Below are 12,622 nucleotides of genomic sequence, written 5' to 3'. Positions count from 1 at the left end.
AGGCGGGAGTAATTTGAACGATGTGAAACATTTTATTTCGCATCATCGCAGACGATTTTACTCTTGTTCCCTTCGCAGGTGTTAACCTGAACAGGTTCCGCGGATCCCGAATTAACGGTCTCAGCCCCGTGGGGCACTCCGACAAGAAATACTCTCTGATTTTCGGACTTTGTTGTCAGAAAATCAGTTTTAAGTCAGAACAAAACGTTTTTTGCTCAAACTAAATAGCCCCTTCAGCATAAAGGGGCTAATTGTAAACTACAAGTAATTCACAATCTGATAACGAATCAGGCGGAAGGCGCAAGAGGCGCTACATCATTAGCCATCTGATTTTCAGCAACTTTTTCCAGAGCCAGCTTAATAAATTTATCTTCCAGCACGAAACGTTCAGCCAGCACTTCGCCGACCAGGGAAAGCGTTTGCTGGAAATCTACCGCATCATCTGTTTCGATGGCCTTTTCCAGATACGTATCATAAATCTGCATAATGTGGTCGGTATTGGCACGTAAGGATGGATAAATCAATGCCGCCTGCGCCAGCTGTTCCGTTCCTTCCAGCTCTTTAATGAAACGTTCGTAAGCCGTGAAATGGCCGGTAGAGAGATAGTCCACCAGATTCTGGCAAAAATTATCCAGCGCATTTTCATCGAGCGCCGTCAACGATTCCTTGTTAGGCTTTAAACCGGCCATTTGATAATAGGCAATCAGCAGCTGCTTACGGGCGTGTAAACAGAAATCGACCAGTTCACTACAGCCGCCAACCCGCGCGGCCAGATTTTCTAACTGGTTAAGCATGTTCATCTCCGTGAGTTTTATTTTTAATGCCTGACCTCAAACCAGTCTTTGAGCTGAGGATGATAAGCAAGTTATGGAACGTCAAATATCAAGCGTAGACACTGGCTGGTGGGTTGTCAGCCACGAACATAAAATTTGGTTACCAAAAGGCGAAATTCCTCGAGGATCTGCCGAATCATTCGGCTTGACGGGATCAAAAGGATCGCCTATCGGCGAATGGCAGGGGGAAACGGTGTGGTTGATCTGCGAAAGTCGCACGCGTGATACCGGATCGCTGCGTCAGCTACTCGATCAGGAGACCGGTTTATTCCAGCTGGCTGGTCGGGGTATACAATTGGCAGAGTTTTACCGGTCGCACCGCTGGTGCGGCTATTGCGGCCACGAGATGCACCACAGCAAAACCGAATGGGCCTGCCTGTGCAGCCACTGTCGGCAGCGTTACTATCCGCAAATTGCTCCCTGTATCATTGTTGCCATTCGCCGCGAAGATAAGATCCTGCTGGCCCAGCATACCCGCCATCGTAACGGCATTTATACCGTGCTAGCGGGCTTTGCTGAAGTCGGCGAGACGCTGGAGCAGACGGTAGCGCGCGAAGTGATGGAAGAAGCGGCAATTAAGGTTAAAAATCTGCGATATGTTTCATCTCAGCCCTGGCCATTTCCACAGTCGCTGATGATGGCCTTTATGGCCGACTATGATGCGGGCGAAATCAATATTGACCCTAAAGAACTGCTGGATGCGGGTTGGTATCGGTATGATGCTTTACCGCTGTTGCCGCCAGCAGGCACTATCGCACGACGTTTAATCGAGGATACAGTGGCATTATGCCGTGCTGATGATGAGTGAAATTCACGGCTGATGAACAATTTAATCCATTAGTACTTCCCACTCTTTTTCCCCTGGTTTGCCGTTTGGTGCGGCCGGGGAATTGACTGCTGTCCAGATATAAGGACCTTTAGGTTTATCTCTGCGGTGAATTCTAATATGATTCACTGCGTGGAAGATTTTAAGCTCGTAACAAGGAATAGTTTTCAATTGACTCCGTTTTTCGCTTTAAATTCCCGATGAAAGAAATAGTCTTTATTTAGCTCAGAGTGCTATTTCCTAATATATCTTATTAAATCCTTTGAAAGCGAAGTTGCCGATCCGTATACAGCCATTAGTGATGCGGGCGGGCGACAATTCATCAGGGTGATTCATATGTAGGTTGGATGTAGGTATGTTTAAGAACAGAACGCAATATTATCTTTGGAGTATCTGGATTTTCTGGATCGGTAGCATTATCGCTTTTTTGCTATCGCACAGAATTTCAATGCTGATTTTCCTTGGCGGTATGGGATGCCTTGTTCTGCTGAGTCTGTCGACATATCTACGCGTTAACAGAGTGATTATAAACATGTTTAATTTCAGTAAGAAAGAAGAAGTGAAAACGACAAAGGGACAGGATTCGTCCGCCAGTATAATGAGTGAGAGCATCAGCATGGACCCATCAGCGGAAAGTAATAATATTAAGGAAACAACTATTTCACCCGGAACAATGCTACGCGGTGAAATTACTAATGAAAATAACATTACCATTAGCGGTGAAGTTGAGGGTGATGTAACCAGTAAAAAAGTCACGCAGATCGGTAAGGAAGGGAAAGTTGTTGGGAAAGTCACATCCTTAATGCTGATCGTAAACGGTCTGTTAAAAGGGTGCTGCTACGCGAAAACGGTAGTGATAATGTCGCGAGGAAGAATAGAAGGCGATGTTTATGCTAGTGAATTCTCAATTGAGAAAGGTGGCGTATTTATTGGTAACTCCCATTGGGTTGAAGAAACCGCTGAAATAAAAGATAAAAAAGCAAAAAATTCAAATGGCCCAGATCCTGAACGTGCGCCTTCACTGGTTTCTGTTGAAGGTGGTACTGCCAAAAGTAATCAGATGCAGGCTAAGAAGTAGCACGAGGTGCCCCATTTCGGGCCAGGTGCTGTCCCTGCCTTGATATTTATACGCGTACAGGCAGGGAAATTTTGCGTTCCCCTCAAATTATCGGGCTACCGGGCACAGTCAATCTTGATAAATGGTACACTACAGGCTTATTTGGAGTAGAGAGCCCTGTGATGAGTGAACTGAAGAACGATCGTTATCTGCGCGCCCTGCTGCGCCAGCCTGTTGATATTACCCCCGTATGGATGATGCGCCAGGCCGGACGCTACTTGCCGGAGTATAAAGCCACGCGTGCCGTCGCCGGTGATTTCATGTCGCTGTGTAAAAACGCCGAGCTGGCCTGTGAAGTCACGCTGCAGCCTCTGCGACGCTATGCGCTTGATGCGGCAATTCTGTTCTCCGATATTCTGACGATCCCTGATGCGATGGGGCTGGGCCTCTACTTTGAAACGGGTGAAGGTCCTCGTTTCTCGCAGCCAATAACGTGCCGTGCCGATGTTGAGAAGCTGCCGATCCCCGATCCTGAACAGGAACTGGGGTATGTGATGAATGCCGTGCGAACGATTCGCAAGAATCTAAACGGCGAAGTGCCATTAATCGGTTTCTCCGGCAGTCCCTGGACGTTGGCGACCTACATGGTGGAAGGCGGCAGCAGTAAAGCATTTACCAAGCTCAAAAAGATGATGTATGCCGAACCACAGACTCTGCATCTGATGCTCGACAAACTTGCTGATAGCGTAACCCTTTACTTAAACGCCCAAATTCGCGCGGGTGCACAGTCGGTGATGATCTTCGATACCTGGGGCGGTGTACTGACGGGCCGCGACTATCGCGAGTTCTCGCTCTATTACATGCACAAGATCGTCGATGGCCTGCTGCATGAGAATGACGGTCGCCGCGTTCCGGTAACGCTGTTTACGAAAGGTGGCGGTCAGTGGCTGGAAGAGATGGCAGCAACCGGCTGTGATGCGCTGGGTCTGGACTGGACTACGGATATCGCCGATGCCCGTCGCCGCGTGGGGGATAAAGTGGCATTGCAGGGAAATATGGACCCTTCCATCCTTTACGCACCTCCTGCAAGGATCGAGCAGGAAGTGGCAGGTATTCTCGAAGGCTATGGCCAGGGAGCAGGACACGTGTTCAACCTGGGTCACGGAATTCATCAGGATGTACCGCCAGAGCATGCGGGCGCTTTCGTGGAGGCGGTGCACAAACTTTCGCGCCCTTATCACCAGGAGTAAAAAATGGACATAGCCGTATTGCGTGACCGGCAGCGTACTCTCGCAGCTGAAGTTATCCATCAGGATGATTTTGACGTCATGCCTCCGCGACTGATAGGTGGCGCGGATGTCGGCTTTGAGCAGGGCGGAGAGGTTACCCGTGCCGCCCTGGTCATACTGGAATACCCTTCACTGCGGCTGATTGAGCATCAGGTGGCGCGTATAGCCACCACCATGCCCTACATTCCCGGTTTTCTTTCCTTCCGTGAAACCCCGGCGCTAGAGGCCGCGTGGCAGCAGCTTGCTCATCGTCCCGACCTGTTACTGGTAGATGGCCACGGCATCGCTCATCCAAGGCGACTGGGTGTCGCAAGCCACTTCGGCCTGCTGGTGGATGTCCCGACGATTGGCGTGGCGAAAAAGCGGCTGTGCGGGGCATTTACGCCGCCGGATGCCGAACCCGGCAGCTGTCAGCCGCTGATGGATAAAGACCAGCAGCTTGGCTGGGTGCTGCGCAGTAAAGCGCGCTGTAACCCGTTGTTTATTTCCACCGGACATCGTGTCAGCCAGGCTACCTCTCTTCAATGGGTGGAAAACTGTTTGCAGGGTTATCGCCTGCCGGAGCCAACGCGCTGGGCGGATGCGGTTGCGTCACAGCGTCGGGCTTTTACCTCTCTCCCTCAGGGTTAACCGTGATGCCGTGGTGCTTTTCAGGTACACTCCCCGCAGCGCGTTAATTCTGAGACCCTGATATGTTACGTAACCCAATTCATTTACGGCTGGAAAAGCTGGAAAGCTGGCAGCATGTGACTTTTATGGCCTGCCTGTGTGAGCGGATGGCCCCTAACTACCGTGCATTTTGCCAGCAGACCGGTTTCGGCGATGGGCAGCTGTATCGCCGCATTCTGGATTTGCTGTGGGAAACCCTGGTGGTGAAGGATGCGAAGGTCAACTTCGACAGCCAGCTGGAAAAACTGGAAGAGGCTATCCCTTCCGCAGACGATTACGATCTGTACGGTGTCTATCCGGCAATCGATGCCTGTGTCGCGCTCAGTGAGCTGATCCATTCTCGCTTGAGTGGCGAAACCCTGGCACATGCTATTGTCGTCAGCGAAACGTCAATCACCACTGTCGCCATGTTGGAAATGACACAGGCCGGACGTGAAATGACCGAAGAAGAACTGAAGGCTAACCCCGCGGTTGAAGAGGAATGGGACATCCAGTGGGAGATTTTCCGCCTGCTGGCAGCCTGCGAGGAGAGGGACATCGAGCTGATCAAAGGGCTGCGATCCGACCTGCGCGAATCAGGAATCAGTAATATCGGGATAGATTTTCATCAATAAGGCCACAAAACGTGACTTCAGGCCAGATTTGTAGAGCCTTTGGGCTTCACATTCGCCCCCACTCTGGTCTACATTTGGGGGGCTGAAAAATGTGGCTATCGGTGCGTGTAGGCTGGAGAGTGCCAGAATCTGGTTTTTCCCCTCGCACCTGGTGCTTAGCAAGCGATAAATACACTGTAAGGATAACTTATGAACAAGACTCAACTGATTGATGTAATTGCGGACAAAGCGGACCTGTCTAAGACCCAGGCTAAAGCTGCACTGGAATCCACTCTGGCTGCGATTACTGAGTCTCTGAAAGAAGGTGATGCTGTACAACTGGTTGGTTTTGGTACCTTTAAAGTTAACCACCGTGCTGAGCGTACTGGCCGCAACCCGCAGACTGGCAAAGAAATCAAAATTGCTGCTGCAAACGTACCAGCATTCGTTTCTGGTAAAGCACTGAAAGACGCTGTTAAGTAATCGTCTGACGGTGAAGAGTTTAAACAGGGGGGCGTATTCGCCCCTTTTGTTTATCTGACGTAAATCTTCTGGCTGCTTTCCTACTGCCGTTGCGGTCATGTGATATTCTTTTATCATGAAACTGACGCTTCCCAACCGTATCTCCATTCTCACTATTCTGCTGCTGCTAGCTGGCTGCAGTTCGCGTTCCGATCTGCCCGATTTTACCGCCAGCGGCTATCTTGCCGATCGTGGTGCCGTACGAATTTGGCGAAAAGACAGTCAGGCAGAGATCTCCCACATGATGACCGTTTTTACACCCTTCAGCGGTGGCGCAACGGAAACGACGGATTATCAGTGGTTGGATGGCAAACCGGTGGCGATTGAACGCCATGTTTCTGGTAAGCAACCTGATGATGTGACGCTACGTTTTGATCATGATGGTGTTTTAAGCTTTATGCAGCGACAGCTGGCCGGGCATCGGGAACCTTTATCTGCGGATGAAGTGGCGCTTTATCAGTTTGACGCGCAGCGCATGCTGAAGATTAGCAACGATTTGCGGAACGGGCGGGTGATGCTGATCCAGGGGCGCTGGTTGCCCGGTGGAGAGGTCGCCAGCTGTCAGGGCAATCAGCTACGGCCAGAGTTCGATGAAATGGAGCTGGAACAGATTGCCAGGCAGCGGGCATCTGCGCCTTCCGAGCCGCTTAACGTCGCATGGCTACAGGCTCCGGAGGGAGTCCAACTACTACTGGCCAGCCAGGAGGATCTTTGCCAGAGTGAACCTAAAGAGGCGGATTTCTGAGAGGGTATTTGAGTCATTCGAATAAATTCATCCGGCCCTGCATTCTGATATTATTATCTCCGATTCAATAATTTTACCCTGTACTTGTCCATTCTCAATTTTTTCAGATCATCAAAAGCATAAACTAATACCGCTGAGATAAATTAGTTCCTGCATTGGGCGTATTAACAGCAGGGATTGAGTATTTTTATCATTGGAATGAGTAATAACTCTCCTGATGATAGCGCTTCGTATTCGTATGCAAAGTAGCGAGTCTCCATTTGTTAATAAGGCGTGTATTAATTTAACTTAAAAGGATGAATGATTTATATTATTAAGGTGAATGCCAATTTTTACCTTAATTTGCGCAAGAAATTAAATGGCCAGCATTAAATGATAATTTAAAAAATAATGGAAAGCTTTACTCTTCCTCGCGGTTGATGGATTTGATTCATAAAAGGGAAATTTAAGATGTACAGAAAAAAAGTTATCAGTTTACTCATCTCTGGCGCACTTTTTGGACCAGAGTTGGCGTTCGCGTACTCGACGGTCATTGGCGGCCAGGTCATTAATTCGACGGATGAGGCTGGTGTTTTTAATAAAGGCTGGGAAAATGAAAATGGTTTTCTGGTAAAGGACACTACAATTAATGTGTTCGTAGAGAATAGTGGTGATAAAGCGAACGGTATTTTGGTCAATGCTTCACGAGTAGAGAATACGAACCAGACGACAACAATGGTAGTAAACTCCACCATCAACTCTGAGGGGAGTGGGGCTTACCTGGTTGGCGGAATAGCCTCGTTTGATAATACCAATATTGAATCTCAGGGGGTTTACGGTATCGTCACCAAGGGCGGCCAGCTTAGTCTTACAAATGGTACGGTTGTCAATGCCACGAAGAACGGCTTTGGATTTTATTTCCTGCGGGGATACTCTGACTTTGACGGTTCTCGAGGTACTTATGAAGACAACGACGTTCTTATTGACTCTTCAACGGTGAAGACTGAAAACAATGTCGCTATCGTTGTTGGCAAAGACACCTTAGCGAATATCACCGTGAGTGGAAATTCAACCATATCGAGCGGGAATGGTCGGTTTTTGGCTACCCTTGATGGATCGACGACTAATTTAAACGTGAGTGACAGTGTCCTTAATGGTTCAACGTCTGCTCAGGATGCATCAACGATTAATTACAATCTTAGTAACAGTTCGCTTAATGGGGCCGTTATTTCTTCAAAAGATTCTCAAGTGAAAGTTGATTTAAATAATAAATCTTCGCTTGTTGGTTCTGCTCAGAACGTCAAAGAAATCGATGTTGACGGAACATCGTTGTGGCACATGGGGGCCAGCTCGGATGTTGGCAATCTCACAAATGCGGGTCTTATTCAGCTTTCAGATTCGGATAAAACAGGTTCGGTTCTGACGGTCCATAATAACTACGTCGGGAATGGCGGGACCCTTGTTTTCAATTCTGAATTAGCGGGTGATGATTCTCCTTCCGATCGATTAGCGATTGAAGGAAATAGTTCAGGCGATACTAACGTTGTCGTGAATAACATTGGCGGTAAAGGAGCACAAACGGTTGAAGGCGTGGAGTTAATCCGCGTAGACGGTCAGTCGGATGGTACCTTTAATCAGTCCGGTCGCATCGTTGCCGGGGCTTACGACTACTCTCTGGTCCGCGGAAATACGAATAGCAACAACTGGTATCTGACCAGCCAGAAACAGCCCGATCCCCCCGTTAATCCGCCGGTTGAGCCACCTGTTGAACCTCCCGTTAACCCACCGGTTGAACCACCGGTAAATCCACCGGTCGAGCCACCTGTAAATCCGCCGGTTGAACCGCCTGCTAACAAGGAACGTATCGTTCGTCCTGAGGGGGGGGCCTACAGTGCAAACATTGCTGCGGCACTGACTCTTTTTGAAAGTCGCCTGAGTGATAGACAAGGAACGTTTTATGTTGACCCGCTTAGCGGCGAGAAAAAATATACGACTCTTTGGTTAAATCAGGTTGGTGGCCGTACCCACGCCAACGACAAGAGCGGCCAGCTGAAAACCAACAATAATCGTTACTCGGCGATGCTGGGTGGCGATATCGGCAGCGGTGTTGGCGCGGCGGGTTCCTGGCGCGTTGGCCTGTTAGCGGGTTACGGACACGGCCATAACACCACCACGTCCCGCGTTACCGGCTATCGCGCAAAAGGTAATGTTCGAGGCTATACCACCGGCGTATACGGTACCTGGTATGCTGAGGGAACCGACGAACATGGGCTGTATGTGGACACTCTGGTTCAGTACAGCTGGTTCAAGAATAAGGTAAAAGGTGACGATATCAGACGCGAACACTATGACTCTGATGGGGTAAGCACTTCGCTGGAAACAGGTTATGTGATCCCCGTGAGCCAGAGTGAACGTAGCGGATTTTATCTCCAGCCTCTGGCGCAGATAACGTGGTCGGGTATTTCTGCCGATAACCATACGGAAAAGAATGGTACGCGCGTCATTGGAAAAACGGACAATAACGTACGTTCTCGTTTAGGTATGAAAGCCTTTGCAAAAGGTCATTCATCGCAGGATCAGGGTGCAGGTCGTGAGTTCAAACCGTTTATTGAAACGAACTGGATTCACAACACACGTAACAACAGCGTGTCGATGGATGGCGTTGATGTGACGCAGTCAGGCACGCGAAACATTGCAGAAGCCAAACTGGGTATTGAGGGTGATTTCAATCAGCAGCTAAGGCTAACCGGAACGATCGGACATCAGATGGGCGATCACAGCTGGACAGATACTTCAGCGGCGATTGGTATTAAATACAGTTTTTGACCGCTAAAAAAAGAAGCGCCCGAGAAGGGCGCTTTTTATCGCAATAGCTAAAGATGGCAGCTTACTTACGATTTATCGCGCGGTAGCCAATGTCTTTACGGCAGAAGCTGCCTTTCCATGAGATTGGCTGGGCCAGTTCGTAAGCACGTTTCTGAGCGGCAGCAACGTCTTCACCCAGCGCGGTGACGCACAGTACGCGCCCACCGTTGGTCACCACCAGATCGTCTTCCAGCGTCGTACCCGCGTGGAACACTTTACCGTCGGCAACCTCTTCCAGCGGTAAACCGTGGATCTGGTCACCGGTTGCATAGTCACCCGGATAACCGCCGGCAGCCAGTACCACGCCCAGTGATGGACGAGGGTCCCAGACGGAATCCTTCTGGTCCAGCTTACCGTCAACGGCAGCCAGGCAAAGATCCACCAGATCCGACTGCAGGCGCAGCATGATCGGCTGAGTTTCCGGATCGCCGAAGCGGCAGTTAAACTCGATGACTTTCGGCTGGCCGCTTTTATCGATCATCAGACCGGCATACAGGAAACCGGTATAGACGTTGCCTTCGCCCGCCATGCCGCGCACGGTAGGCCAGATCACTTCATCCATTACGCGCTGGTGGATTTCATCGGTCACAACCGGAGCTGGGGAGTACGCACCCATACCGCCGGTGTTCGGGCCGGTGTCCGCATCGCCGACGCGTTTATGGTCCTGGCTGGTGGCCATGGGCAGCACATTCTCGCCGTCCACCATCACAATGAAGCTGGCTTCTTCGCCATCAAGAAATTCTTCCACCACAATGCGGTGGCCCGCATCGCCGAAAGCATTGCCGGCCAGCATATCCTGAATGGTATCTTCCGCTTCCTGCAGCGTCATCGCCACAATCACACCTTTACCCGCCGCCAGACCATCGGCCTTAATGACGATTGGCGCACCTTTCTCACGCACATACGCGAGGGCAGGCTCCACTTCAGTAAAGTTCTGGTATTCAGCCGTAGGGATCTGATGGCGGGCCAGGAAATCTTTGGTAAAGGCTTTAGAACCTTCCAGCTGCGCAGCAGCCTGAGTTGGGCCAAAGATTTTCAGACCGGCGGCGCGGAACGTATCCACCACGCCTTTCACCAGCGGCGCTTCCGGGCCGACGATGGTCAGATCGATTTTCTCACTCAGGGCAAAGTCCAGCAGGCCCTGAATGTCGGTTGGGCTGATAGCCACGTTCTGCAGCGCAGGCTCCAGTGCGGTACCGGCATTACCCGGGGCAACGAATACGGTGTCAGCCAGCGGTGACTGAGCGGCTTTCCAGGCAAGCGCATGTTCACGGCCGCCGTTACCAATAACCAAAATTTTCATTTGAGACTCCGTAATTAATGGCGGAAATGACGCATGTCGGTAAAGATCATCGCAATGCCGTGTTCGTCAGCAGCGGCAATCACTTCGTCATCGCGGATAGAACCCCCCGGCTGGATCACGCAGGTGATACCCACTGCGGCAGCAGCATCAATCCCATCGCGGAACGGGAAGAAGGCATCGGAGGCCATCGCTGAACCTTTCACTTCCAGGCCTTCATCAGCGGCTTTGATACCTGCAATTTTGGCAGAGTAAACGCGGCTCATCTGGCCTGCACCTATGCCGATAGTCATATTGTCACGGGCATAGACGATGGCATTGGATTTCACGAATTTTGCCACTTTCCAGCAGAACAGCGCATCACGCAGTTCCTGCTCGCTCGGCTGACGTTTGCTGACCACGCGCAGCTGGCTCTCATTAACCATACCGAGATCGCGATCCTGCACCAGCAGGCCGCCGTTCACGCGCTTGAAGTCCAGGCCTTTCTGGCGCTGCTGCCACTGGCCGCAGGTCAGGACGCGAACATTTTGCTTCGCAGCGGTCACCTTCAGGGCGGCTTCGCTGGCAGATGGTGCAATGATTACTTCCACAAACTGACGGCTGATAATGGCCTGAGCCGTGGCTTCATCCAGCTCGCGGTTGAACGCGATGATCCCGCCAAAGGCTGAAGTTGGGTCGGTTTTGTATGCGCGTTCGTAGGCATCAAGAATCGAACCACCGACCGCCACGCCACACGGGTTGGCATGCTTGACGATGACGCAGGCTGGCTGGTCAAACTCTTTTACGCATTCCAGTGCCGCGTCGGTATCGGCGATGTTGTTATAAGAAAGCGCTTTGCCCTGAACCTGTTGCGCGGTAGCCACCGAGGCTTCGGAAACATTCTCTTCTATATAGAAGGCCGCATCCTGATGGCTGTTCTCACCGTAGCGCATATCCTGCTTCTTGATGAAGTTCAGATTCAGCGTACGTGGGAAACGACCGGCAGGGGCCGAGGTCTCACCATGATAGGCAGGAACAAGGCTACCAAAGTAGTTGGCGATCATGCTGTCGTAGGCGGCGGTGTGTTCGAAGGCTTTAATAGCCAGATCGAAACGGGTTTCCAGCGTCAGTGAATTATCGTTGGCGTCCAGCTCGGCTACGATAGCCTGGTAGTCGCTGCTCTTCACAACAATCGCCACGTCTTTGTGGTTCTTGGCAGCGGAGCGCACCATGGTTGGGCCACCGATATCGATATTCTCTACCGCATCTTCCAGGGAGCAGCCTTCGCGTGCAACGGTCTGGGCAAACGGATAAAGGTTAACGACGACCATATCAATAGGGGAGATGCTGTGCTCGGACATGATGGCATCATCCTGACCGCGGCGTCCTAAAATGCCACCATGCACTTTTGGGTGCAGCGTTTTGACGCGTCCATCCATCATTTCCGGGAAACCGGTGTAGTCAGAGACTTCCGTCACGGGCAGGCCAGCCTCGGCCAGCAGGCGCGCGGTGCCGCCAGTGGAGAGTAGCTCTACGCCACGTTGAGAAAGCGCCTGAGCGAATTCGAGGATACCGGCTTTGTCAGACACGCTGAGCAGCGCGCGGCGTACAGGACGACGTTGTTGCATGGTGGTTTTATCCCTTGGCTTTGGATCGCATATAAAGAGCGTTATATGAAGCTTAGTCTTTCTCTTCTCTATATAGAGGAAGATAAGTTTCAGGTAACGCCCCTGAAAGGGGCTTCCATTACGCGCGGGCATTGTAGCGAAAACGTTTGCGCGTTGCTCGTCAAAATTGTCATTCAATGAAGAATGTGGATAAGTTTGTGCATAAGCAGGTATAAGGCGGGGTTTTGCTGTGGAATGCAGCAAACGGTAAAATTATCGCAATTTAGCCCTTGTCAGCCGTCGAGAACTCCCTATAATGCGCAACCACTGAGACGGCACAGCGACTGACAGGTCAGCC

General features: G+C 50.9%; 11 protein-coding genes and 1 riboswitch. Of the genes, 8 read left to right on the top strand and 3 right to left on the bottom strand.

The window, feature by feature from the left end:
• Window positions 1-50 precede the first annotated feature (50 nt).
• Window positions 51-151, bottom strand: a riboswitch (TPP riboswitch).
• A gap of 136 nt (window positions 152-287) precedes the next feature.
• Window positions 288-794 carry a sigma D regulator gene (gene rsd, locus IBT46_RS25090; protein ID WP_200547886.1) on the bottom strand — a complete coding sequence of 169 codons (507 nt, stop codon included), beginning with the start codon at window positions 792-794 and terminating at the stop codon, window positions 288-290.
• Between the two features lie 73 nt (window positions 795-867).
• Between rsd and nudC the strand changes: the two genes are divergently transcribed.
• The 8 genes from nudC (at window position 868) to IBT46_RS25050 (ending at window position 9,339) form a co-directional block, all read left to right on the top strand.
• Window positions 868-1,641 (top strand): NAD(+) diphosphatase, encoded by a 774-nt coding sequence (gene nudC / locus IBT46_RS25085; RefSeq protein ID WP_200547885.1) that lies wholly within the window; start codon window positions 868-870, stop codon window positions 1,639-1,641.
• A 373-nt stretch (window positions 1,642-2,014) separates the two neighbouring features.
• The gene (locus tag IBT46_RS25080) at window positions 2,015-2,737 is read left to right on the top strand and encodes a polymer-forming cytoskeletal protein (RefSeq protein WP_200547884.1); all 723 of its coding nucleotides are present in this window, start codon (window positions 2,015-2,017) and stop codon (window positions 2,735-2,737) included.
• 161 nt (window positions 2,738-2,898) lie between these two features.
• Entirely contained in the window at window positions 2,899-3,966 is a 1,068-nt protein-coding gene (gene hemE / locus IBT46_RS25075; protein WP_200547883.1) for a uroporphyrinogen decarboxylase, read from the top strand.
• 3 nt (window positions 3,967-3,969) lie between these two features.
• Window positions 3,970-4,635 carry a deoxyribonuclease V gene (gene nfi, locus IBT46_RS25070; protein WP_200547882.1) on the top strand — a complete coding sequence of 222 codons (666 nt, stop codon included), beginning with the start codon at window positions 3,970-3,972 and terminating at the stop codon, window positions 4,633-4,635.
• A 62-nt stretch (window positions 4,636-4,697) separates the two neighbouring features.
• Complete coding sequence (locus tag IBT46_RS25065) at window positions 4,698-5,288, top strand: YjaG family protein (protein ID WP_200547881.1); 591 nt, start codon at window positions 4,698-4,700, stop codon at window positions 5,286-5,288.
• Window positions 5,289-5,477: 189 nt separating this feature from the next.
• Window positions 5,478-5,750, top strand: a complete 273-nt coding sequence (gene hupA / locus IBT46_RS25060; protein ID WP_002438605.1) for a nucleoid-associated protein HU-alpha — start codon at window positions 5,478-5,480, stop codon at window positions 5,748-5,750.
• Window positions 5,751-5,862: 112 nt separating this feature from the next.
• Window positions 5,863-6,534: a DUF1481 domain-containing protein gene (locus IBT46_RS25055; protein ID WP_370569529.1), complete on the top strand. Its 672-nt coding sequence runs from the start codon at window positions 5,863-5,865 to the stop codon at window positions 6,532-6,534.
• A gap of 450 nt (window positions 6,535-6,984) precedes the next feature.
• A complete protein-coding gene (locus tag IBT46_RS25050) occupies window positions 6,985-9,339 on the top strand; it encodes an autotransporter outer membrane beta-barrel domain-containing protein (RefSeq protein ID WP_200547879.1) in 2,355 nt (784 codons plus the stop codon).
• Between the two features lie 61 nt (window positions 9,340-9,400).
• Here IBT46_RS25050 and purD read toward each other — a convergent pair whose 3' ends face one another.
• Together purD and purH are read right to left on the bottom strand one after the other, a co-directional pair.
• Window positions 9,401-10,681, bottom strand: a complete 1,281-nt coding sequence (gene purD, locus IBT46_RS25045; RefSeq protein WP_200547878.1) for a phosphoribosylamine--glycine ligase — start codon at window positions 10,679-10,681, stop codon at window positions 9,401-9,403.
• A gap of 14 nt (window positions 10,682-10,695) precedes the next feature.
• Window positions 10,696-12,285: a bifunctional phosphoribosylaminoimidazolecarboxamide formyltransferase/IMP cyclohydrolase gene (purH, locus tag IBT46_RS25040; RefSeq protein ID WP_200547877.1), complete on the bottom strand. Its 1,590-nt coding sequence runs from the start codon at window positions 12,283-12,285 to the stop codon at window positions 10,696-10,698.
• Window positions 12,286-12,622 lie beyond the last annotated feature (337 nt).

Source organism: Erwinia sp. S38, assembly GCF_016624545.1.
GTDB classification, from domain to species: Bacteria; Pseudomonadota; Gammaproteobacteria; order Enterobacterales; family Enterobacteriaceae; genus Erwinia; species Erwinia coffeiphila.
The sequence above is the reverse complement of the archived record's forward strand: the minus strand, read 5'-3'. Positions and strand labels throughout refer to the sequence as shown.

Excerpts from the sequence above, each read along its gene's own strand:
- rsd (WP_200547886.1), bottom strand. The coding sequence starts at position 794 with ATGCTTAACCAGTTAGAAAATCTGGCCGCGCGGGTTGGCGGCTGTAGT.
- purH (WP_200547877.1), bottom strand. The coding sequence starts at position 12,285 with ATGCAACAACGTCGTCCTGTACGCCGCGCGCTGCTCAGCGTGTCTGAC.
- IBT46_RS25065 (WP_200547881.1), top strand. The coding sequence starts at position 4,698 with ATGTTACGTAACCCAATTCATTTACGGCTGGAAAAGCTGGAAAGCTGG.
- nfi (WP_200547882.1), top strand. The coding sequence starts at position 3,970 with ATGGACATAGCCGTATTGCGTGACCGGCAGCGTACTCTCGCAGCTGAA.
- IBT46_RS25080 (WP_200547884.1), top strand. The coding sequence starts at position 2,015 with ATGTTTAAGAACAGAACGCAATATTATCTTTGGAGTATCTGGATTTTC.
- IBT46_RS25050 (WP_200547879.1), top strand. The coding sequence starts at position 6,985 with ATGTACAGAAAAAAAGTTATCAGTTTACTCATCTCTGGCGCACTTTTT.
- purD (WP_200547878.1), bottom strand. The coding sequence starts at position 10,681 with ATGAAAATTTTGGTTATTGGTAACGGCGGCCGTGAACATGCGCTTGCC.
- hemE (WP_200547883.1), top strand. The coding sequence starts at position 2,899 with ATGAGTGAACTGAAGAACGATCGTTATCTGCGCGCCCTGCTGCGCCAG.
- nudC (WP_200547885.1), top strand. The coding sequence starts at position 868 with ATGGAACGTCAAATATCAAGCGTAGACACTGGCTGGTGGGTTGTCAGC.
- hupA (WP_002438605.1), top strand. The coding sequence starts at position 5,478 with ATGAACAAGACTCAACTGATTGATGTAATTGCGGACAAAGCGGACCTG.